This window comes from Rhodoferax sp. U2-2l, assembly GCF_020594515.1.
In the GTDB taxonomy this organism is placed as follows: Bacteria; Pseudomonadota; Gammaproteobacteria; order Burkholderiales; family Burkholderiaceae_C; genus Rhodoferax.
Genome location: NZ_JAJCTH010000002.1, coordinates 29,128 through 50,490 on the forward strand (window position 1 = coordinate 29,128; position 21,363 = coordinate 50,490).

The following is a 21,363-nucleotide window of genomic DNA, read 5'->3' on the forward strand; positions in this document are numbered from 1 at the left end:
AAATAGATCACTAATTTCACTCGTGAACTTCTACGATGCAGCCTCACTCAACGGAGCAGCTTATGTGTGGCATTGTCGGCGCGGTATCGAATCAAAACATCGTCCCCATCCTGGTGCAAGGCCTGGCCCGGCTGGAGTACCGAGGTTACGACTCGTGCGGCGTGGCGGTCTACGCCAACGGCCTGCAACGCGCCCGCAGCACGGCGCGTGTGTCTGAGCTGATGGACCAGATTACCACCACCCATTTGCAAGGCAGCACCGGCATCGCGCACACCCGCTGGGCCACCCACGGCGCGCCAGCGGTGCACAACGCGCATCCGCATTTCAGTCACGGCCCCGGAACGGACGCCTACGACAAGCCGGGCCGCGTGGCGCTGGTGCACAACGGGATCATTGAAAACCACGACGACTTGCGCGCTGCCTTGCAGGCCAAGGGCTATGTGTTTCAGAGCCAGACCGACACCGAGGTCATCGCCCACCTGATCGACAGCCTGTACGACGGCGACCTGTTTGAAGCGGTCAAAGCCGCGCTGGGCTCGCTGCGTGGCGCCTACGCCATCGCCGTGTTTTGCAAGGACGAACCGCATCGCCTGATTGGTGCGCGCGCCGGTTCGCCGCTGATTCTGGGTGTCGGGGCCGACGGCGCGCACTATTTGGCCAGTGATGCGATGGCGCTGGCTGGCGTGACCGACCAGATCGTTTATCTGGAAGAGGGCGACGTGGCCGACATCCAGCTCGGCAAATACTGGCTGGTGGACAAGGCGTTCAAACCTTTGACCGCGACGCAGCGCCCCGTCAAAACCGTGCACGCCCACAGTGGCGCAGCCGAGCTGGGCCCGTACCGCCACTACATGCAAAAAGAAATTTTTGAGCAACCACGTGCCATTGCCGACACGCTGCAGGGCGTGGACAGCATCATGCCGGAGCTGTTTGACGGCGCCCAGGTGAGCGCTGCGCGCGTCTTCAAAGACATCGACTCGGTGCTGATCCTGGCCTGCGGCACCAGCTACTACAGCGGCTGCACCGCCAAATACTGGCTGGAAAGCATCGCCAAAATCCCCACGCAAGTGGAAGTGGCCAGCGAATACCGCTACCGCGACTCGGTGCCCAACCCCCGCACGCTGGTCGTCACCATCACCCAAAGCGGCGAAACCGCCGACACGCTGGCCGCGCTGCGCCACGCCCAAGGCCTGGGTATGACCCACACGCTGACCATCTGCAACGTGGCCACCAGCGCCATGGTGCGTGAGTGCGAGCTGGCCTACATCACCCGCGCCGGGGTGGAGATTGGTGTCGCTTCCACCAAGGCGTTCACCGCGCAGCTGGCCGGGTTGTTTTTGCTCACCTTGGCGCTGGCGCAGTCTCGCGGTCTGCTGAGTGATGCCGAGGAAGCGCGCCACATCAAGGCCATGCGCCATTTGCCAGCCGCACTGCAAAGTGTGCTGGCACTGGAGCCGCAGGTGATCGCCTGGTCGCAAGACTTTGCCGCCAAGGAAAACGCGCTGTTTCTGGGCCGGGGCTTGCACTACCCGATTGCGCTGGAAGGCGCCCTCAAACTCAAGGAAATCAGCTACATCCACGCCGAAGCCTACCCAGCCGGTGAACTCAAACACGGCCCGCTGGCGCTGGTGACCAGCGCCATGCCGGTGGTCACCGTGGCGCCGAACGACGCGCTGCTGGAAAAGCTCAAGAGCAACATGCACGAAGTGCGTGCGCGCGGCGGCGTGTTGTATGTGCTGGCTGACGCTGACTCCCATATCGAAAGCGGCGACGGCCTGCATGTGATCCGTATGCCCGAAAACTACGGTGAGTTGTCACCCATGCTGCACGTGGTGCCGCTGCAATTGCTGGCGTACCACACGGCCTGCGCACGCGGCACCGATGTGGACAAACCCCGCAACCTGGCCAAATCGGTCACGGTGGAGTAGCCGTCTGCTGCCGGCGTCAACACTATTCCGCGCAATTAAAGTCGTAAACAGGTCATTAAAGTCGTAAACACGGGCCTAGCATTCATGCGGGTTTGCGGGATGTTGGATTTTGGAGACGTTGTTTAAAGTCGTAAACACACCGACTTTTTGACTTGCTCAGCAGGTGGCGGCGGTGCCTGATCAGGGCCACAGCTGCCGCGCCATCACCGCAGTCTGATGGACCGCCGCCTCAAACCGGAAACTGCTGGATCGCAGCGCGCCATACAACCTGAATGGCAGCTCTCGTAAGCTGCGCACTGATGGTGACGACCCTTAAGAGACAGTCGTGACTCGGTTGGCTATGCGACTTGCTGAACTCTGCCGCCGCTCACGCGACTTGACGAAAGTGCCTGAGTCCTGGGATTTGGTGACTACGTCTACCCTAAATGATCGGCGTGAAACCTGAAGTGCTCGCCGATAAAGCTCGCGATGAAATAGTAGCTATGGTCGAAGCCTGGGCGGAAGTTGAGTTGTAATGAATATCCGGCAGCTTGACAGGCCTCCCGAAGAAGGTGTGGTTTCAATTGAGATTCGAGAAATTCGTCTGCCTCACCCTGGTCAACGAGCAAGGGCAGTTCCTGTGGCCGTGACTTCACCAACTCGACCGCATCATATTGTTTCCACACCTCACGGTCGTCTCCCAGATACATCGAAAATGCTTTCTCGCCCCAAGGTACCTGGCTGGGTGCCACGATTGGCGCAAACGCAGATACGCATCGGTAGCGCCCAGGATTGCGCAGTGCGATGGTCAATGCGCCGTGCCCACCCATCGAGTGGCCACTCATCGAACGCGCACCGCTGGCCGGGAAATATGTTTCGATCAGCTCAGGCAGTTCATCGACGATGTAGTCATACATCCGATAGTGCTTTTCCCACGGTTGCCGCGTCGCATTAAGATAAAACCCTGCACCTTGACCAAGGTCGTAGGCCTTATCGTCGGCTACATCCGGGCCGCGCGGACTTGTGTCTGGCGTGACAACGATGATGCTGTGGGCGTCGGCGTAGCGCTGAGCCCCTGCTTTCGTTATGAAATTCTGCTCGGAACAGGTCAGGCCCGAAAGCCAGTAGAGCACTGGACATTTTTGGCCGCGTATAGTGGCACTGGGCAGATAAATGCCAAATCTCATTTCACAGCCAACGGTGCAAGAGGTGTGCTTCCACACCTCCTGAAATCCACCGTAGCTGGCGTGTCGCTCAATGCGCTCCATGCCGGTACGTCTCCGTCAAAAAGGTTCAGTAATGCACAACGGTACGAATCGACTTGCCCTCGTGCATCAGGTCAAAGGCATCGTTGATATCGTCTAGGCGCATCGTATGCGTCACGAACGGTTCGAGCTGAATCTTCCCAGCCATGGCATCCTTGACCATGCTAGGTAACTCAGTGCGGCCCTTGACGCCTCCGAAGGCTGATCCAAGCCAGCGCCTGCCAGTCACGAGCTGGAACGGGCGCGTCGAGATTTCTTGACCGGCTCCTGCCACTCCGATCACGACAGACTGGCCCCAGCCACGATGCGCGCATTCCAGAGCGGCACGCATGATGTTGACGTTGCCGATGCACTCGAAGCTGTGATCGACCCCCCATCCGGTCATGTCAATGATGACTTGCTGAATAGGCTTGTCATGGTCGAGAGGGTTGACGAAATCGGTGGCACCGAAAAGCTTGGCCAGTTCGAATTTAGCTGGATTGGTGTCAATCGCGATGATGCGGCCCGCCTTGGCTTGTGCCGCGCCTTGGACTACCGCCAAACCGATACCACCCAGTCCGAACACCGCGACTGAGTCGCCTTCCTGGACCTTGGCCGTATTCTTGACTGCACCGAGGCCTGTGGTGACGCCACAGCCCAACAAACAGACATGCTCGGGATTAGCGTGAGGGTCAATCTTGGCGAGCGAGACTTCAGCCACGACGGTGTACTCGCTGAAGGTGGAGCAGCCCATATAGTGGTAGATGGGCTGGCCGTTATAGCTGAAGCGAGTTGTGCCGTCAGGCATCACGCCCTTACCTTGGGTCGCACGAACAGCCACACAGAGGTTGGTTTTACCGCTCTTGCAGAACAGGCATTCACCGCATTCGGCGGTATAGAGCGGAATGACGTGGTCACCTGGTTTGACACTTGTGACGCCTTCGCCGACCTCGATGACGATTCCGGCGCCTTCATGTCCCAGCACGACAGGGAACAGGCCCTCCGGATCGTCTCCAGAAAGGGTAAACGCATCCGTGTGGCACACCCCGGTATGCGTGATTTTGACCAAGACCTCGCCTTTGCGGGGCGATTCGACGTCAATCTCGACGATTTCGAGAGGTTTGCCTGCGGCAAATGCTACAGCAGCACGTGATTTCATGATAGTCCTTAATAAAGTGAGATGAGTGTGGCCACAACAGCGCTCCTTCATGAGTGTTAACGCAGATAGGAGCGCACCAGGGTTATGACTTCGTCGATGGACTCCTGCGAGGTCTCACTCCCTGCGCCCGGGGGCGGGAACTCTTCACGCAGATGGTTTTCAAGTACACCCGACATCAGCCCATTGATTGCGCCTCGGAAGGCAGCGATTTGCTGAAGCACAGGACCGCAATCAGCCCCCTCTTCCAAAGCATCCAGCTGCCCACGCACCCGCGCAAGAACACGCTTCTTTTCTTCTGGAGTATGTGGCACGCTTTAAGCCTTCACATACCGTGAGGTGGGATGTTAAGCCATGCTGTATGACAGTATCAATAGCGTTATAAGGGTAAGTTATTCCTTTTAGCAGCTTGCGGCAGATTACGACCCCATTGGAGTCATAGCGGCTGTCCAAATTGATACCCGAAAGCCGACATTCACGCGTATACAGTTTTTTGCCGCCAATGTCCGCTACCGAGGTTGCCCATCTTCAAAGTGGTCGTCTCGTGACGACCAGGAGCCGCTATTGGGGAGTGGTGCTCGAAAGCAGCCGTTCGACGAACCGAATTCTCCATACTGGTCACTCGCGGTGAAATTTCCCCTGGTGGTCGTGGATTGCTCTTGTGCAGCGATTGAAGTCATGGGTGTTTTGGCCGTGGCGGGCTTGTCAAGACCCAATGCGGCAATAGCTATTTGCGACAATACGGTTCTAAAGGCGACAGTCGAACCACAGTTTTTCTGCCAGTTTTATCGCAGTGATTTCGCAAGCCCTTGCACTGGCCGGAAACAGGCGCAATACGTTCAGGCCCACACGGATGTGCCGCAGTAACCTGTCAAATTGCTGAATTCAGAAATCGGAACTGGCCGGTGTTTCTCGCCCATTGCAACGTTACTCGACGCGCCGCGAACCTTTGGTAAAAACGTATGGCTTTTTGGTGGCACACAGCCAAACGAACATATGTTTTCAAGCTGCAGGCAGCATCAGCACAGCGCGCAAGCCACCCAAATGTGAATCCATCAGCGTAACTTTGCCACCATACAGGCGCGCCAAGTCATCCACAATGGCCAGCCCGAGCCCCGAACCGGGAACCTGCTCATCCGCGCGCACGCCACGCTGGCGCACGGCCTCGCGCTGGTCGGGGGGCAAGCCCGGACCATCGTCATCCACCGTGATGATGACATTTCTGGCCTGGCTTTGGGCGCTCAGGGTGACCTGATGCGTGGCCCATTTGCAGGCGTTGTCCAGCACATTGCCCAGCATTTCCTGCAAATCCTGCGTCTCCCCCCGAAAAGCCAGCGTCTCGGGAATGGGCTGCAACGTCAACGCCAGGTTGCGCTCGGCGTGGATGCGCCGCATCACCCGCACCAAGCCATCCACCACAGGCAGTACAGCCGTTTTGGCACCGGGCATGCGGCTGGTAGCAGCGGCCTGGGCGCGGGTCAGGTGATAGTTGACTTGTTGGCGTGCAATTGCCACCTGCTCGGTCACCAGGTGCGCCAGTTCGGATGCCGGGCGCGGTGCATCCTTGTTGGCCTGGGCGGCGTTGGCCAGCACGCTCAAGGGGGTTTTCAGCGCATGCGCCAAATTGCCTGCATGGGTGCGGGCCCGCTCCACCACCTCGGCGTTTTGCACCAGCACGTTGTTGAAATCGTCAATCAGCGGCATGACTTCCAGCGGAAAGTCACCTTCAAGCAGCTGGGTTTCAGCGCTGCGCACCCGGCCCAGCGCATGGCGCAAGGCACGCAACGGTGCCAGCCCCACCAGCACCTGCACCACAGCGGCCACCACCAGTCCGCCAGCCAGCGCCGCCAGCGCCAGCCACATCGTGCCGCTGAACTGCGCCACAGGTTCCAGCATGAAACGCTCATCGGCTGCCGCCATCAGCCGAAAACTCGTCGCTGGCTCGCCCTGCTGGCGCTCGACCTGCACGCTGCGCACCACGGCACTCAACCACTGCCCCTGCGGCCCGGCGATGCGTACGACATGAATCTTGCCGTCGGCTGCGGTCGGTGCAGGCAACACCAGCACATGGTCCCAAAGCGAGCGGGACCTCAGGGGGTTGGCGTCAACCTTGCCCGAGGCCAGGGTCGGACCAACCCGGTCAATCTGCCAGTAGTAGCCCGAAAACGGTCGCGTCAGGCGCGGGTCGCTCAGTGCGATCTGCAGCTTTGGCTGATTCTGTTCATCCAGCGTGAACTGGGCTGTCAACTGGTCTAGATGGCTGGTCAGCTCGGCCTGAAACTGGGCTTGCACATGCTGGTGAAACAAACCACTCAGGCCCCAACCCGCCACCAGAACGGAGGCCACGATCCAGAACAAGGTGCCCACCAGCAGGCGCATGCGCAGCGAACTGCGCAGCTTCAGCAGGCTCATGCGGGGACAGCCAGCCGGTAACCCAGGCCGCGCACGGTTTCAATCAGACCCGCGGGCAATTTCTTGCGCAATCGGCCAATGAACACCTCGACCGTATTGGAGTCGCGGTCAAAGTCCTGGGCATAAATGTGCTCCACCAGCGCGCTGCGCGACACCACCTGGTCACGGTGATGCATCAGGTACACCAGCACCCGGTATTCGTGGCTGGTCAGGGTGAGTGCCTGGCCCGCAACCGTGACCCGGCTGTTGCGGGTGTCCAGGCTCAGCGGGCCACACACCAGCTCGGCGCTGGCTTGCCCTACCGACCGCCTGATCAGTGCCCGCAGCCGGGCCAGCAACTCCTCCATGTGAAACGGTTTGGCCAGGTAATCATCGGCACCGGCGTCGATGCCCGCCACCTTTTCGTGCCAGCCATCGCGCGCTGTCAGGATGAGCACCGGCATGTTGCGATGCGATGCGCGCCATTTGCGCAGCACCGACAGACCATCCATCCGGGGCAAACCCAGGTCAAGAATCACCGCGTCATAGGGCTCGGTGTCGCCCAGGTGGTGGGCATCCACCCCGTTGTCGGCCAGGTCGACCACATAACCAGCTGCACCCACGCCATCAGCGAGCTGGAGGAGCAAGGTGGGTTCGTCTTCAACGATCAGGATGCGCATGCGCGTTTCTCTTTGCAAAAAGTCATTTGGGCTGCGGCGCATTGTCAGGGGCTTGGGCATCTTGGCCTTTGCCTTTGCGACTGATCAGGGCGCCACTGCGCGCGTCCACCTTGAGCTTGACCAGCCTGCCATCACTACGCAGGAGCTTGATCTTGTACATCCAGCGCGCCACGCCGTGGTCAGTTTCGCGGTCCAGCTCCACGTCCAGAATCTGGCCCGGCACCTCGCGCTCCAGCCGCTGCAGAACGGTGCCCAGCGGCAGCACTTCACCGGCTTGAAGGGCTTGGCGGGCCCGGTCGTGGTCATTGTCCGCCAGAGACAACCCGCTGGCGCCCCACAGGGCCAGTGCACCCAGCAGCGCCCAGCGCGTGCGCCAGAAAGATGGTTTGGTTGGGTTCAGCATGGTCAGGTGATGTGTCTGTGCAGGGGTAAAGGTCTTCTTTATAGCCTGACCAACATGAACGCGGGATGAACGCCAGGTTCACCTTGCGTTCAGTTGAGCGTGCGCATAGTCGAGCCCATACACCACTTCACCAGGAGCTCACCATGAACCGTTACCTGACCGCCCCGCTGCTCACCGCAGCTCTGGCAATGACCTTCTCGACCGCCAGCCTGGCTGGCCCGCGCGAAGATCTGCTGGCCCACTACGCCAGTGCCGCCCGGGCCGCCGACCCGGCTTTCAAAGCCTTTTCAGCCGAACGCGGCAAAACCCTGCACACCCAGACCTTCACTGGCGGCAAGCCCGCCACCCCTAGCTGCACCAGTTGCCACGGCACCAACCCACGCGCCGCAGGCAAAAACGCCACCGGCAAGGTGATTGATGCGGTGGCCGTGTCAGCCACCCCCACACGCTACACCGACTCCGCCAAGGTCGAGAAATGGTTCAAACGCAACTGCACCGAAGTGCTGGGTCGCGAATGCAGTGCCACCGAAAAGGGCGACTGGCTGAGCTTCGTCCTGAGTCAATAACGCCAAACGCTACACAACATTGGAGTCCACCATGACTATCCCGTTTCGTGCGATCACCCTGGGTTTGTTGGCACTAGGTTTCTCTGCTTTGGTGCTCAGTCGTGCCCAGGCGGGCAGTGGCCACTACTTCGCTCCAGTGAGCAACCCGGTGGTCCAGGAAGAGTGCGGCAGCTGCCATATGCCTTTTGCTCCATCGATGCTGCCTGCCAGTTCCTGGAAGCGACTGATGGGCGACCTGAAGAACCACTTTGGCGACGATGCCAGCGTCGATGCAACGCTGGCCAAAGAGATTGGCGACTACCTTGCCGCCAACGCCGCAGACACCGGTGGCAAGCCCTACAGCGGCAAGCTGATGCGCGGTGTGTCGGCAACGGCCGCCCCCCTGCGCATCACTGAGTTGCCGAAATGGGTGAGTGCCCACCGCAAGGTCCCTGGTTGGGAATGGCAGCACAAGGATGTGCGCACCAAGGCCAATTGCGCCGCCTGCCATGCCAGCACCGAGCTTGGCTACTACGACGAGTGATCTCCCATGGACCTGAACAGCTCTCCAAATCACAAACAACCCAAGGTATCCACCATGAAGCTGACACCTTACTTGACCGCCCTCATTTTGGGTAGCGCACTCCTCTTGAGCAGCGCCTGGCTGTCGCCCGCCCTGGCCAAGGACAAGCCTACTGACCCATCCAGCCAACGCGGCTGGCTCTCCATCGGACAGGTCCACCAGCGCCTCGAAGCAGCGGGCTACCGCGATGTCGAAAAAATTGAACGCGAGCGCGGTGGCTATGAAGCCCGGGCCACCAACCGCCAGGGCGAGCGAACCAAACTTACCGTGAATCCGCAAACGGGCGACATCACCGACCGTCGTGCGTCCGACCCGCGCGCCAACAACGCCCAAAATTCACCGCGACGAAATGCGCTGGAGTGCAACAAGCGCCGCTGCCGCGACGACCTGCAGCCCAACCCGGTCAACCCACCCAGTTCGGCCAGCCCCCCGGCTGCGGCCAAGTCGTCTCGCTAACCTGTTGGCCGCCTGACCCCTGATCCATTTTGACCCTTGATGAACCAACTGCCATGAAAACCCTATTGTTGAGTCTGTTGTCCCTTGTCACCCTGGCCTGGGGGTGGGATGTGTTTGCCACAGCCACACCTGCTGGCGCCACCATCTGGTGGGTCGCCCGCCAAGAGGTGTTGAACCTGAGCGGACTGCTGTCGGTGGCCATGATGTCGCTGGTGATGTATCTGGCGACACGCCCGGCTTGGCTGGAGGCCCCCCTGGGCGGCATGGACCGCATCTACCGCACGCACAAATGGGCTGGTATTCTGGCCGTGGCGTTTGCAGCGGTGCACTGGCTGACAGAGTTGTCTGGCGACATTCTCAAATCCATGTTTGGCCGCACAGGCCGTGTGCCCAAGGAACAATTCACCGGTTTCCTGGACGTTCTGCGCGACTTGGGCAAAGACATGGGTGAATGGGCCATCTACGCCGTGCTGGCCATGCTGGTCATCACGCTGTGGAAGAAGTTTCCGTACCGCGCCTGGAGCCTCCTGCACCGCGTCATGCCGGTGCTGTACCTGATGCTGGCATTGCATGCCGTGATGCTGTCACCCACCAACTACTGGGCACAGCCGGTGGGCATGCTGATGGCGGGGCTGCTCCTCGCTGGCATCTATGGTGCCATCGAATCACTGCGCAACGGCATTGGCAAAACCCGTGAGACCGCTGGCGAAGTGGTGGGCCTCAGCCAGTTGGGCGGCGACATCACCACGGTGCATTGCCGACTCAGTTCCGCATGGCGCGGGCACCGGGCCGGCCAGTTCGCCTTTGTCACCTTTGACGACAAAGAAGGCGCGCACCCTTTCACCATTGCCAGTGCTGACCGCGGCGACCACACCCTCAGCTTTGAAATCAAGGGTCTGGGTGACTACACCCGGGGTCTGGGGCAACGCCTGCGCGTGGGGCAGAGTGTGCGTGTCGAGGGACCTTACGGTCGCTTTGACCTGAGTCGGCGCAACCCCCAGGCCAAACAGATCTGGATCGCCGCTGGCATTGGGGTCACCCCGTTTCTGGCCTGGCTGGAGTCGCTGCAGACCGACCCCACGAACGCCCCGGCGGCCGAGCTGCACTACTGCACCCGCGACGACGCCACCGATGCCTTTGTGCCGCGCCTGCAGGCGCTGTGCGCGGGGCTGCCGGGCATCAAGCTGCACATTCATGGCGCTAAACAGGGTGCCAACCTGAAAGCCCAAAACCTGGGTGTCTCGGGTCACACCGAAATCTGGTACTGCGGTCCAACGGGTCTGGCCAATTTGCTGCGCGACGGTCTCAAGTCATTGGGCTTGTTGCCCCGCTTTCACCAAGAAGCGTTCGAAATGCGATAGCGCTACCACCTGTGATTCTGTCTCGACAGGTCAGCGAGTAGGTTGGTCCAAACACTGGACGACTGGAGCGGTGGGCTGGTGTGTGACGACTTCGCAGAATACAAGGCCGGGTTTGGCACAGCCATCACCGAGGTGGGCTGCATGGCGCACGCCCGGCGCAAGTTCTTCGATCACCTCCAACACATCCTGATGGGTCGGACGAAGGCGGTCATAACGCGCCGTATCCGCCTTGGGAGCGTTGGTCAGCGTCAGGGCTGTTTCTGCCCGCTCGGGTTGTTCTGGTGCGTTGAGCCGCGCCAACACGTTGCGTACATGCTCGATGCTGATGCTGCCGTTGGGAGTGGTGCCGTCAAGCACCAGATCCACAGCCACCAACAGCGCCTCAAGACCGGCTTGCGGCACCGCGGCCAGCACCTCAGCCATGAGCCGATCCCCACCCGCGTGGCGTAACAGCGATTGGCGCAGACGCAGCAGCGGTGCGGGCAGGTCCAGAAACGGCGCACCGTTTCGCAATGCGCCGGGCTTGCGTTGCACCAGGTCGATGTAGTGTTGCCAGTCGTAGGTGGTTTGAGCGGCACCGGCCATCCTGGCGTGGCTGGCCACAATGGTGTCGTTGGCGGCCACCTCTACGTGGTTGGGATACAGCCGGGTGCTGACCATGTGGCCGGCCCATTCGCAGGGCACGGAGTAGCGGTTGCGTGCCACGGCCACCAGGCAGGTGCTGCTCACGCGGGCGACCTTCTCCACGTAAGCGTCAAAGGGCGCGGGCATGGACATCAGATGCGCTCTCTCCAATTCCAGCATCTCGGCCACGGTGAATTGTTTGTGGACCGGGTGTTGGGTGTCAGCCCAGATGGCACGCACACGCTCACCCAGCCAGGCGTTGAGTTCAATGAAGGAGCCAAAACGACGGGTACCAGCCTCGATCCAGATGCGACGACGGCTGTCTTGCACGTTCTTCTCGACCACGCCTTTCTCCCGGCCGGAGGCGACGTTGCAGAAGTCAGGATCGAACAGATAATGGCTGCACGTGGCCGCAAAGCGGGCGTTGACGATGCGGCCTTTGCCCTTTTTGACCTTATCCACGGCTGTCTTGGCAAAACCCCAAGTCCACATGTTGTCGTAGATGCCGCGTCGGGTGACACCTCCCAATGCCTGAAAGGACCGGGTGTGGGCGTCAAACAGCATTTCATGACCCTGGCTGGGGTAGGCCACCAGCCAGAAGGCGCGACTGGCGCACAGTTTCAAATGGGCCACTTGCACCTTGTAGAACACACCACCGACGATGAGTCCCTCATCGCTCCAGTCAAACTGGAAGGCTTCGCCGAGTTCGAAGTTCAGTGGTACGAATGCCTTGGTCACCGATTGACCCGCGCTCTCACGCCAGGCCCGTGTGAAGTCGGTCACTGCGCTGTAGCCGCCTTGATAGCCTTGCCCCTGGATTTGCACCAGCAATGCTTTGGCACTGCGTCGGGCGTGTTTGGGGCGCTGGGCATCGGCTTTGAGGGCCTGTGCCGCTGGAGCTGCTGGACCTGTCGCCCTCGATCGGGCTCTGAAAGGCCGGATCAGATGGCCATCGACACCCTGTGGTACACCCGCTGCCCAGCGCCAACGGCGGCCTCAATTGCCATCCGCCAGGGCTGGCTGGCGCAGGAATTCGCCGGCGACGGCATTGAAGTGCGCTCGCTGGCCTCGTCCGCAGACAAAGAAGTCCAGCTGTCGCATTACCGGCACAGTCAGCCCAACTCGTTTCGCTTTGGCGGCTATGTGCCGCCGCTGATCTCACGGGCGCGCGGTGCCGAGTTGAAAGTCATCGGCATCAGCTGGCACGACCGGGTGCACGGCTTCTTTGCCCTGCCCGGCTCGGGCATCCGCGAGCTGGCCGACCTCAAGGGCAAGCGGCTGGCGGTCCCGCGCCGGGTCCATGACGATGTGGACTGGTGGCGCGCCAGCGTGCTGGGCGGTATTCAGGCTTGGACATCATCAGGCGCCCTGTCGGCAGGTGATGTGGAACTCGTCGAGGTGCTGATCGAGCGCGAATACATCGCCGACGCACGCACCGGCAGCCAGGCCGGCCAGTCTCTGTGGGGCGCCGTCAGTCAGTTCGCGGTTCAGCGCGAAGAGGTGGCGGCCCTGTACCGCGGTGAAGTTGACGCCATTTACGCCGACGGCGCCCTGAGCGCGATCTTGCGGGCAACGACGGGCGCGGTCCTGGTGGCCGCGCTGGCTGGCAACGAGGATGACCAATCCGGCTTTGGCACGCCCTGCGTGCTGACCGTATCAAACGGTCTGCTCAAGCAACGGCCCGATCTTGTAGCCCGCTGGGTCAGGCGGCTGCTCGACGCGAAAGCCTGGGCGCTGGACAACCTGGACGCGACCCACCGGCTGTTTGCGCAGGAAACCGGGCTACCCGAAGACCTGCTGCAACTTGGCTACTCTAGCCGCCTGGCTTCGCAAACAGACCTGTCGCTGGCACCCAACCGCATCGCCCTGCTGCGCAGCAAATACCAGCATCTGCTCGACATCGGAGCACTGGCAGAAACCTTTGATTTCGATGACTTTATCGACCCCCAGCCGCTTGCCCAAGCTCTTGCACTTAGGGAATGTCGGCCAAGTTAAGTTTTGGTCAATTTCGGCGCTACCGATGCCTTACGTACATTTCAGGTCAAAGTGTTAGCCGGGTTTGAACCACCCCGAAACATAAGACTGAACGTCATCATCACACGAACATCTTGAAACCCTAGCTGGCCATAGCTGCCGCATTGGCCCGCGCCATGTGCAGTTTTTTGTAGCTGTCGATCAAGCGGTGGTGCCGCTCAAGCCCCTCTAACTTCATGCTGGTGGGCGCCAACCCGAAGAAGCGCACGCTGCCGTCCACGGCCCCCAACACCGCGTCCATGCGTGCATTGCCAAACATTCGTCGGAAATTGACAAGGTAGTCCTCCAGCTCCAGGTCGTCATCCAGTTGCACTTCCAGCACCACGTTCAAGGCTTGGTAAAACAGACCTCGCTCGCGCGAGTTGTCGTTGTATTGCAAGAAGGCGCCCACCAACTCATGCGCCTCATCCCATTGCCGCAAGGCGAGTTGAATCAGCAGCTTGAGCTCAAGAACGGTCAACTGTCCCCAGGCGGTGTTCTCATCGAATTCGATACCGATCAGCGTGGCGATGTCGGAGTAGTCGTCCAGCTCACTGTTGTCCAGACGCTCCAGCAGCGCTTGCAGGCTCGTGTCGTCCAGCTGGTGCAGGTTCAGGATGTCTTCGCGGAACAAGAGCGCTTTGTTGGTGTTGTCCCAGATCAGATCTTCGACCGGATACACCTCCGAATAACCGGGCACCAGAATCCGGCAGGCGGTGGCGCCCAGCTGGTCGTACACCGCCGTGTAGACCTCTTTGCCCATGGCTTCCAGAATGCCGAACAAGGTCGCGGCTTCCTCGGCATTGGCGTTCTCGCCTTGGCCGGAAAAATCCCACGCGACAAACTCGACATCGGATTTGGCGCTGAAAAAGCGCCACGACACCACACCGCTGGAATCAATGAAGTGCTCCACAAAGTTGTTGGGTTCGGTCACCGCGTTGCTGGTGAAGGTGGGCTGCGGCAAATCGTTCAGGCCTTCAAAACTGCGGCCCTGCAGCAACTCAGTCAGGCTGCGTTCCAGCGCAACCTCCATACTCGGGTGCGCGCCGAACGAGGCAAACACACCGCCGGTGCGCGGGTTCATCAGGGTGACACACATCACCGGGTACACCCCACCCAGCGAGGCGTCTTTCACCAGCACCGGAAAACCTTGCTCTTCCAACGCTTGGATACCCGCCAGGATGCCCGGGTATCTCGCCAGCACCTCGGGCGGTACATCAGGCAAGGTGATTTCGCCTTCCAGAATCTCGCGTTTGACCGCCCGCTCAAAAATTTCAGACAAGCATTGCACCTGCGCCTCGGCCAGCGTGTTGCCAGCACTCATGCCATTGCTGACGAACAGGTTTTCGATCAGGTTGGACGGGAAATACACCACCGCACCGTCCGACTGCCGCACAAAGGGCAGCGAACAAATACCACGCTTGACATGGCCGGAGTTGGTGTCGATCAGGTGTGAGCCACGCAATTCACCGTCGGGGTTGTAGATCTGCAGGCAGTAGTCATCCAGGATGCCGGCGGGCAACGCATCTTTGCGGCCCGGCTTGAACCAGCGCTCGTTCGGGTAGTGCACAAACGCGGCGTTGGCGATGTCTTCGCCCCAGTACGACCCCGCGTAAAAGTGGTTGTTGTTCAGGCGCTCGATGTATTCGCCCAACGCCGACGCCAACGCGCTTTCCTTGGTCGCACCCTTGCCATTGGTAAAACACATCGGCGAGTGTGCGTCGCGGATATGCAGCGACCACACATTGGGAACCAGATTGCGCCACGAAGCGATTTCAATCTTGATGCCCAGATTGGCCAACACGCCCGACATGTTGGCGATGGTTTGCTCCAAGGGCAGGTCTTTGCCCGCGATGTAGGTGTGGGTGTCAGCGGAAGGCTTCAGGGTCAGCAAGGACTGCGCATCAGCGTCCAGGTTCTCGACCTCTTCAATCACAAATTCTGGCCCGGTTTGCACCACTTTTTTGACCGTGCAACGTTCGATGGAACGCAAAATGCCTTGGCGATCTTTGGCAGAAATATCCGCTGGCAACTCAACCTGGATCTTGAACGTCTGCTTGTAGCGGTTTTCCGGATCCACGATGTTGTTCTGCGACAAGCGGATGTTCTCGGTGGGGATATTGCGTGTGTCGCAGTACAACTTCACGAAGTAAGCTGCACACAGGGCCGATGAGGCCAGAAAGTAATCGAACGGGCCCGGCGCCGAGCCGTCACCCTTGTAACGAATCGGTTGATCGGCGATAACCGTGAAGTCATCGAATTTGGCCTCAAGACGAAGCTTGTCGAGAAAGTTGACCTTAATTTCCATCGATGAATTCCAAAATAGTGCTGATGATGATTGGCCTTGCGTTTCGGTGCTGTCGTCTTTGTCGTGAAGCCAAACAGGATTCGACGATCAACATTAGCGGTCGTGGCCAGGACGCTGTAAATAAATAGTTATCTACTCTAGGTTCCCACGATGAAAAGTCGTGGGCTGAGGCGTTCATTGTCGTGGGTCGACTGCGTTGCATGTTACTGACGACTAAAAGTGATTTACCCAAACGCTTCGTCAAGGACAAATCACGCAGGCCACTCGTAAGTAATTTTAGGCAGCCCTCGCTGCACACCGGCCTCAGAATTCGCTGCCGGCATTGTCGACATTGGAATATCTGGCGGAGTCAGATGATGGGCCGTTTTTGAAGTCTACACAGTGATAGCTTTCTGCCTCCCGTAAGCTGCCACCGGTGAGCACCCGCTTCTGGTCGTTGGCGGGTGCAGCGACCCTCGAAATCGACGTCACATTGCTGACTGTCAGGCTACTGGGGTGACTGACTGGTCTGGAGCGAGCATTTCGGGGAAACCTATGTCAGGAACCGCTGCCCTGCCGACCGCCAAACGGAAAATTTGATCCTGAAATTTGAATGACTGCTTTGGCTTGTCCGGCCGAACCCGCGAACGTCCGGTCCTCACTTTGCCCACTGACTCCTATGGGCACGAAGGTGCCCGCTGCGAATGACAGGTACTCGGTTTACCGATGGCACTGGAATTTACTGATCCAAAGCAGTCACTTGCGAGTGGCAGCAACTGGCCCCACCCAGTCGTTCCCCCACCGCGCCAGAATGGGAAAGTTGGCGCTTATGTTGTATTTGCGCTGTCAATATCGTGACAGTATGAGTTTTGGGGGCCGGCTGAGGTGCGCGTCAGTTAGCCACCATGGGCAAATTTGATGAACCAAGAGTCATCCTTGGCGAATTTAGCCATTGCATGAATGAATGGCTGAGGCCGGTGGTGTAGGGTTGTTTACGACTTTAATTCGAGGTGTTGTCAATTTGAGACGCCGCAAACCCGCATGAATGCTCAGCCCCTGTTTACGACTTTAATTGCGCAGAATAAACACCGGCCATACCGATCCGGTCGCGACAACGCCTCACACCCGCAGAAACGTCAGCAGCGCATCGTTGAAGGCCTGCGCGTGCGACACGTTCAAGCCGTGCGGCGCACCGGCCACCCGCACCAGCTGGCTGTGCGGCACGGCGCGGTGGGTGCGCAGGCCCGAGCCTTCGATGGGCACAATGCTGTCGGCATCGCCATGAATCACCAGCGTGGGCACCGTCACCCGCTTCAGGTCTTCACGGAAATCGGTGGTGGCAAACGCGTCCATGCATGCCAAGGCGGCATGTTGCGCTGACTGCTGGCACAGCGCGACGGCCTGACTGCGCTGCGACTCGGTGACCTGCAACACACCGTTGGCCGAGAAGAAGTCTTTGGTGAATTGCTCAAAGAAGGCCTGGCGGTCCTGCTCCAGCGCGATCGTCATCTGCTGAGCGTTCTGCTGTGTGAGCGGCCCGTCGGGGTTGTCGGCGGTCTTCATCAGATATGGCGGCACGGCGGCGGCAAACACCACGCTGTGCAGGCGCGATTCGCCGTGGCGGGCCACGTAGCGCGCCACCTCGCCCCCGCCCATCGAGAAACCCACCAGCGTCACGTCCTGCAGGTCGCACTGCGCCAGCACGCGTTGCAGGTCGTCGGCCAGCGTGTCGTAGCTGTAGCTGGACTCCGGCTTGTCAGACCGCCCGAAGCCCCGGCGGTCATAGGTGACCACGCGGTAGCCCGCCGCTTGAAGCACCGACACTTGCGGCGCCCACGCTTGGGCTGACAGCGGCCAGCCATGGATCAGCACCACCGGCCGGCCGCTGCCGCCGCTGTCGTCGATGTGCAGGCGCACGGATTCTGCGGTGCCCGGGTCGGCGGGCATCGCCTCGTCGGGATTCGCCGCGGCGCCCGCAGCCGCGCCGCCCATGGCACCGGCAACAGCACCCACCGAGGCACCCACCAGCACGCCAACCGGGCCGGCCACCGCCATGCCAACGGCTGCCCCTGCAGCAGCGCCCGCCATCACGCCGCCGCCGATCAGCACCGAGTTGGCCTCGCGTTCGGCGTCCTCGGGGGCCAGCAGCGTCTGCGCGGCGGCATCCGGGTCTTGTGACGGAATTCCGTGGCCGGGGTTGGCCTGCTCGGCCATGTCGTCGTCAACCGGTTCGGTGTGGGACGGCGGGGTGATCAATGGGTTCATAAACTTCTCCAGGTGCAGGTGTAAAGATGGCATGAGCCGCTGCTCAGCCGGTCAGGGGACGAATGACGATAGGCCCGCCATGACTGCTGTGTCCGTGTGACAGCGTACGTTTGGCCCATTGGGGATGCCGCACCGGAAATGAAGGCGTGCCGCGTGCGCTGTGGCGGGGCGTGAAACGTTGCAGGTTGACGGTCACAAACGGTTACATTTTTGGCCCCGACTTGCCCGGGGCCGGTGCGGTACCGCACATAATGGTCTGCAGCGCAAGGCGTGAAGCCGGTCTGACCTCCTTGGCGGCCGAGCCACCCCACCGCCGAATAGATGACAGCCGATGAATGTCACGTTAAAAAGGGAGATTCCGTGCACGAAATTTCAACATCCTCCCCCGAGCACACTTTGTTGGTCATTGGCAGCGACCCTGCCAACATGCAGCTGATGACGCAATTGATTTCCCGGCGCGATGACTTGACGCTGTTGACGGCCGACAACGGCCAGGACGGCTTGAACCTGGCGGAAACCTCTTTGCCCGGGGTGGTTGTTCTGGACACCTCGCTGTCAGACCTTCGCGCCAGTGAGGTCTTGAAGGGGTTGCGTCGCAACCCGCACACATCCCATATCCCGGTCATCGCCGTGTCGGCGGACGCCTGTGCGGCCCATATCCAGGCGGGGCTGCAAGCGGGGTTTGCCCGGTACCTGACCAAACCCTACAAATTGACCGATCTGCTGGAGGCCATTGACCGTTTGCTGAGTGACCGCCAGACAAAAGTGGGCGCCTGCTGACCCTGACCCAGGTGTCCACGGCACTTGTCAGTTTGTTGCGATTGGTAACAGTCCCCTCCGCCCGTTCGTGCGACACCGAACAAACCACGCGGGTGGCAACCCCTAAAGTGCAACCGGGCATCAACCGCCCCCGTGACTGAAATTCCTCCCTTCACTCACGGCTCGAAAGAGACTTGGCCCAGCCCTTGTGCTGGGCCTTTTTTGTATTTGCCTCTTATGTTCGTTGGCATACCGACAGCCCTTGCCTGGCGCGGTGAAATGGCAACCCGGATGGCCTGGATGGATTCAGGTAACCCATTCGACCCTGAAATTTTTCATCTCCAACCAAAGAGGTAACTTATGAGCAGCATCGTTTATCTGGTCGGCGCCGTTGTGATCATTCTTGCGGTCTTGTCTTTTTTTGGCTTGCGTTAAAGCGGTAGCACGGTGCGGGTGTCCGGCAAGCGGGTTCGTCACGCTGGCCTGGCTGGATGTGCCTTTATCCCATCGAGGTTGGTTGCCCTGGCAGGAGTATTCAACATGCGTTTAAGTACCAAAAGCCGCTTTGCCGTGACCGCGATGATCGACGTCGCCTTGCGTGAAGGTCTCGGACCGGTATCGCTGGTCGACATCGCATCGCGCCAGCACATCTCGATGTCTTACCTGGAGCAGTTGTTCAGCAAGCTGCGCCAGCACGGGCTGGTCACCAGTGTGCGCGGACCCGGTGGCGGCTACGCTATCAGCCGTGAGGTGGAGGGCATCACAGTGGCAGACATCATCTGCGCGGTCGAAGATGCCCCACCCAAAGCCCGGCCGAAAGACGCGTCCCCGGTGCATGACATGACGCAAGACCTGTGGGATGCCATGAATGCCACCGTGCTGGACTTCACCCACTCTGTCACCTTGAAGAGTCTGGTGCTTGGCCAGTTGGCCTTGGGGCTCAAGATTGAGCAAAAAACGGCACCCCACCGCGGCGTGTTCAAGAAACCGGTGGCCTTGTCCACCCGGCCCAATGTGCCCAATTCGGTGTTTGCTCTGGGGCACATATCAAGAACCTATGGTTGAGCCTGGCCACAGCGGCTGGTGCACGGGATGCGCCGCGGTGGACCGTGCCGGGCAGCCCACCTCACCGCTCCCCCTGTGACCAACGCTGAGCGCAGCCCACACCGGCAACCTGCGGGTTGGGGTGATTGGTTTGCCTACCGGCTGGTCAAGCTCATGCGATTTTTTGCCGACACATTGTTTGCCAATCGGTATGGCCATCGCGCGGTGGTGCTGGAAACCGTGGCAGCGGTGCCGGGCATGGTGGCGGGTGCGCTGCAACATTTGCGCGCACTGCGCCGTATGGAAAGTGATGGGGGCTGGATCCGCGTGCTGCTGGACGAGGCTGAAAATGAACGCATGCATTTGATGACCTTCATCGCCATTGCGCAGCCGTCGCGGCTGGAGCGGCTGCTGATCGTTCTCGCGCAAGGGGTTTTTTACAACCTGTTTTTTCTGCTGTACCTGCTGTCACCCAAATCGGCGCACCGGATGGTGGGCTACCTGGAAGAAGAGGCGGTTTACAGTTACACCGAGTACTTGGCCGGCGTCGACCGTGGCACCTATGCGAATGTGCCGGCACCGCAGGTCGCGCTGGACTACTGGCAGTTGCCGCCTGGCAGCTTGCTGCGCGATGTCATCGTCGTGATCCGCGCCGATGAGGCGCGCCACCGCGAAGTCAACCACCAGTTTGCCGATGAGCTGACCCACGCGCCGGCGGCAACTTAGCGTTGTCATTGGCAAAGGCATAACCGCTGCGGGTTTGCTTGGCCTGGTACATCGCAGCGTCGGCATGGGCGATCAAGGCTGCTGCCGTGTTGCCATGGGTGGGATACAACGCAATGCCAACACTGGTGCTGACGCTGAGCTCCCCGACGCTGGTGGCACAAGGCAGGTGCACCGCCTGGATGATTTTTTCTGCCACGATGGCGGCATCCTGCCTGTCGTTGACGTCCATCAGCAGGTACAAAAATTCGTCGCCACCATGGCGGCTGATCGTGTCGTCCGTACGGGTGGTGTCGGTCAGCCGCTGGGCAATCGACAGCAGCACCGCATCACCCACGTCGTGGCCGTGGGCGTCGTTGATGACCTTGAATTGATCGAGGTCCAGAAACATCACGGCCAGCGTCCAGCCTTGTCGTTTGGCCTGCTCGATGCCATGTTCCAGCCGATCGTTGAACAGCACGCGATTGGGCAGGCCGGTCAACGCATCATGCAGCGAGGCATGATGCGCCTGCTGTTGTTGGTCGGTGACGCGGGCCAGTTCCTGTTCCAGCAGGTGTCGTTCTTGCACCTCGTTCTCCAACGCCAGATTCACCTGCGACAGTTTTTCTGACGCGTCTTGCACTTTGACCTCAACGGCTTCGCTTTTGGCCAGGGCGGACCCCATTTCATGCGGGCTGATCCCGTCTGACAATCCATCACTGAGGACCTGGTTGACGGACGCCAGTTCCTCGGCAGATTCTTTGACCATGCCCCAGGCGTGCTCGCTGTCGTTCAACACCCCTTTCAAGGACTTGGCTGCGGGGGGGCCTTCGGGCAATGTCGAGAGAGGTTCATGTGTCATGACGAGGCGCCAGGGCGCTGTTGTGCTGATCGCGTGCCGCGAGCCATCCACTTATTCTGGGCGTTCCACCGGAAAAGCTCT

General features: G+C 60.2%; 18 protein-coding genes and 2 pseudogenes. 10 read left to right on the forward strand and 10 right to left on the reverse strand.

All coding sequences use genetic code 11. From position 1 onward, the window contains the following. The first annotated feature begins 62 nt into the window (after positions 1-62). A complete protein-coding gene (glmS, locus tag LHU53_RS01840) occupies positions 63-1,928 on the forward strand; it encodes a glutamine--fructose-6-phosphate transaminase (isomerizing) (protein WP_227330377.1) in 1,866 nt (621 codons plus the stop codon). A 416-nt stretch (positions 1,929-2,344) separates the two neighbouring features. On the opposite strand, the gene fghA is transcribed toward glmS, so the two are convergent. The 6 genes from fghA to LHU53_RS01870 form a co-directional block, all read right to left on the reverse strand. Next, positions 2,345-3,175, reverse strand: coding sequence for an S-formylglutathione hydrolase (fghA, locus tag LHU53_RS01845; RefSeq protein ID WP_227330378.1), 831 nt, complete (start codon positions 3,173-3,175; stop codon positions 2,345-2,347). Positions 3,176-3,200: 25 nt separating this feature from the next. Continuing rightward, positions 3,201-4,310 carry an S-(hydroxymethyl)glutathione dehydrogenase/class III alcohol dehydrogenase gene (locus tag LHU53_RS01850; protein ID WP_227330379.1) on the reverse strand — a complete coding sequence of 370 codons (1,110 nt, stop codon included), beginning with the start codon at positions 4,308-4,310 and terminating at the stop codon, positions 3,201-3,203. A gap of 56 nt (positions 4,311-4,366) precedes the next feature. Then, on the reverse strand, positions 4,367-4,621 hold the full coding sequence (locus tag LHU53_RS01855; protein ID WP_227330380.1) for a metal-sensing transcriptional repressor: 255 nt from the start codon (positions 4,619-4,621) through the stop codon (positions 4,367-4,369). Positions 4,622-5,309: 688 nt separating this feature from the next. Next, positions 5,310-6,719, reverse strand: a complete 1,410-nt coding sequence (locus tag LHU53_RS01860; RefSeq protein WP_227330381.1) for a sensor histidine kinase — start codon at positions 6,717-6,719, stop codon at positions 5,310-5,312. Further along, on the reverse strand, positions 6,716-7,378 hold the full coding sequence (locus LHU53_RS01865) for a response regulator transcription factor (protein WP_227330382.1): 663 nt from the start codon (positions 7,376-7,378) through the stop codon (positions 6,716-6,718). The genes LHU53_RS01860 and LHU53_RS01865 overlap by 4 nt, the downstream gene beginning before the upstream one ends. A gap of 22 nt (positions 7,379-7,400) precedes the next feature. Continuing rightward, complete coding sequence (locus LHU53_RS01870) at positions 7,401-7,781, reverse strand: PepSY domain-containing protein (RefSeq protein WP_227330383.1); 381 nt, start codon at positions 7,779-7,781, stop codon at positions 7,401-7,403. Positions 7,782-7,924: 143 nt separating this feature from the next. On the opposite strand from LHU53_RS01870, the gene LHU53_RS01875 reads away from it, so the two are divergent. From LHU53_RS01875 to LHU53_RS01895, 5 genes and pseudogenes are all read left to right on the forward strand, one after another. Next, a complete protein-coding gene (locus LHU53_RS01875) occupies positions 7,925-8,347 on the forward strand; it encodes a DUF1924 domain-containing protein (protein WP_227330384.1) in 423 nt (140 codons plus the stop codon). 31 nt (positions 8,348-8,378) lie between these two features. After that, complete coding sequence (locus LHU53_RS01880) at positions 8,379-8,870, forward strand: diheme cytochrome c (protein ID WP_227330385.1); 492 nt, start codon at positions 8,379-8,381, stop codon at positions 8,868-8,870. A 54-nt stretch (positions 8,871-8,924) separates the two neighbouring features. Further along, on the forward strand, positions 8,925-9,365 hold the full coding sequence (locus tag LHU53_RS01885; RefSeq protein WP_227330386.1) for a PepSY domain-containing protein: 441 nt from the start codon (positions 8,925-8,927) through the stop codon (positions 9,363-9,365). Positions 9,366-9,418: 53 nt separating this feature from the next. Then, positions 9,419-10,726 carry a ferric reductase-like transmembrane domain-containing protein gene (locus LHU53_RS01890; protein WP_227330387.1) on the forward strand — a complete coding sequence of 436 codons (1,308 nt, stop codon included), beginning with the start codon at positions 9,419-9,421 and terminating at the stop codon, positions 10,724-10,726. Positions 10,727-10,786: 60 nt separating this feature from the next. Continuing rightward, positions 10,787-10,897: pseudogene (locus LHU53_RS01895) on the forward strand (transposase); the annotation flags it as partial. Between the two features lie 27 nt (positions 10,898-10,924). Here the strand turns inward: LHU53_RS01895 and istA are convergent. Then, positions 10,925-12,280, reverse strand: a pseudogene (gene istA / locus LHU53_RS01900) (IS21 family transposase); the annotation flags it as partial. Positions 12,281-12,295: 15 nt separating this feature from the next. On the opposite strand from istA, the gene LHU53_RS01905 reads away from it, so the two are divergent. Continuing rightward, positions 12,296-13,345, forward strand: a complete 1,050-nt coding sequence (locus LHU53_RS01905; RefSeq protein WP_227330637.1) for an ABC transporter substrate-binding protein — start codon at positions 12,296-12,298, stop codon at positions 13,343-13,345. Positions 13,346-13,466: 121 nt separating this feature from the next. Here LHU53_RS01905 and LHU53_RS01910 read toward each other — a convergent pair whose 3' ends face one another. Next, positions 13,467-15,671 (reverse strand): OsmC domain/YcaO domain-containing protein, encoded by a 2,205-nt coding sequence (locus tag LHU53_RS01910; protein ID WP_227330388.1) that lies wholly within the window; start codon positions 15,669-15,671, stop codon positions 13,467-13,469. 1,098 nt (positions 15,672-16,769) lie between these two features. Next, positions 16,770-17,915, reverse strand: coding sequence for an alpha/beta fold hydrolase (locus LHU53_RS01915; protein WP_227330389.1), 1,146 nt, complete (start codon positions 17,913-17,915; stop codon positions 16,770-16,772). A 360-nt stretch (positions 17,916-18,275) separates the two neighbouring features. Between LHU53_RS01915 and LHU53_RS01920 the strand changes: the two genes are divergently transcribed. The 3 genes from LHU53_RS01920 to LHU53_RS01930 all read left to right on the forward strand — a co-directional run bounded on the left by LHU53_RS01920 (position 18,276) and on the right by LHU53_RS01930 (position 20,444). After that, positions 18,276-18,695 carry a response regulator gene (locus tag LHU53_RS01920; protein WP_227330390.1) on the forward strand — a complete coding sequence of 140 codons (420 nt, stop codon included), beginning with the start codon at positions 18,276-18,278 and terminating at the stop codon, positions 18,693-18,695. A 519-nt stretch (positions 18,696-19,214) separates the two neighbouring features. Continuing rightward, positions 19,215-19,739 carry an Rrf2 family transcriptional regulator gene (locus LHU53_RS01925; protein WP_227330391.1) on the forward strand — a complete coding sequence of 175 codons (525 nt, stop codon included), beginning with the start codon at positions 19,215-19,217 and terminating at the stop codon, positions 19,737-19,739. Positions 19,740-19,814: 75 nt separating this feature from the next. Beyond that, positions 19,815-20,444, forward strand: a complete 630-nt coding sequence (locus tag LHU53_RS01930) for an alternative oxidase (RefSeq protein WP_227330392.1) — start codon at positions 19,815-19,817, stop codon at positions 20,442-20,444. Here the strand turns inward: LHU53_RS01930 and LHU53_RS01935 are convergent. Continuing rightward, positions 20,395-21,282 (reverse strand): GGDEF domain-containing protein, encoded by an 888-nt coding sequence (locus LHU53_RS01935; protein ID WP_227330393.1) that lies wholly within the window; start codon positions 21,280-21,282, stop codon positions 20,395-20,397. The genes LHU53_RS01930 and LHU53_RS01935 overlap by 50 nt on opposite strands. Between the last annotated feature and the right edge of the window lie 81 nt (positions 21,283-21,363).

Excerpts from the sequence above, each read along its gene's own strand:
- glmS (WP_227330377.1), top strand. The coding sequence starts at position 63 with ATGTGTGGCATTGTCGGCGCGGTATCGAATCAAAACATCGTCCCCATC.
- fghA (WP_227330378.1), bottom strand. The coding sequence starts at position 3,175 with ATGGAGCGCATTGAGCGACACGCCAGCTACGGTGGATTTCAGGAGGTG.
- LHU53_RS01850 (WP_227330379.1), bottom strand. The coding sequence starts at position 4,310 with ATGAAATCACGTGCTGCTGTAGCATTTGCCGCAGGCAAACCTCTCGAA.
- LHU53_RS01860 (WP_227330381.1), bottom strand. The coding sequence starts at position 6,719 with ATGAGCCTGCTGAAGCTGCGCAGTTCGCTGCGCATGCGCCTGCTGGTG.
- LHU53_RS01865 (WP_227330382.1), bottom strand. The coding sequence starts at position 7,378 with ATGCGCATCCTGATCGTTGAAGACGAACCCACCTTGCTCCTCCAGCTC.
- LHU53_RS01870 (WP_227330383.1), bottom strand. The coding sequence starts at position 7,781 with ATGCTGAACCCAACCAAACCATCTTTCTGGCGCACGCGCTGGGCGCTG.
- LHU53_RS01875 (WP_227330384.1), top strand. The coding sequence starts at position 7,925 with ATGAACCGTTACCTGACCGCCCCGCTGCTCACCGCAGCTCTGGCAATG.
- LHU53_RS01880 (WP_227330385.1), top strand. The coding sequence starts at position 8,379 with ATGACTATCCCGTTTCGTGCGATCACCCTGGGTTTGTTGGCACTAGGT.
- LHU53_RS01885 (WP_227330386.1), top strand. The coding sequence starts at position 8,925 with ATGAAGCTGACACCTTACTTGACCGCCCTCATTTTGGGTAGCGCACTC.
- LHU53_RS01890 (WP_227330387.1), top strand. The coding sequence starts at position 9,419 with ATGAAAACCCTATTGTTGAGTCTGTTGTCCCTTGTCACCCTGGCCTGG.
- LHU53_RS01905 (WP_227330637.1), top strand. The coding sequence starts at position 12,296 with ATGGCCATCGACACCCTGTGGTACACCCGCTGCCCAGCGCCAACGGCG.
- LHU53_RS01910 (WP_227330388.1), bottom strand. The coding sequence starts at position 15,671 with ATGGAAATTAAGGTCAACTTTCTCGACAAGCTTCGTCTTGAGGCCAAA.
- LHU53_RS01915 (WP_227330389.1), bottom strand. The coding sequence starts at position 17,915 with ATGAACCCATTGATCACCCCGCCGTCCCACACCGAACCGGTTGACGAC.
- LHU53_RS01925 (WP_227330391.1), top strand. The coding sequence starts at position 19,215 with ATGCGTTTAAGTACCAAAAGCCGCTTTGCCGTGACCGCGATGATCGAC.
- LHU53_RS01935 (WP_227330393.1), bottom strand. The coding sequence starts at position 21,282 with ATGACACATGAACCTCTCTCGACATTGCCCGAAGGCCCCCCCGCAGCC.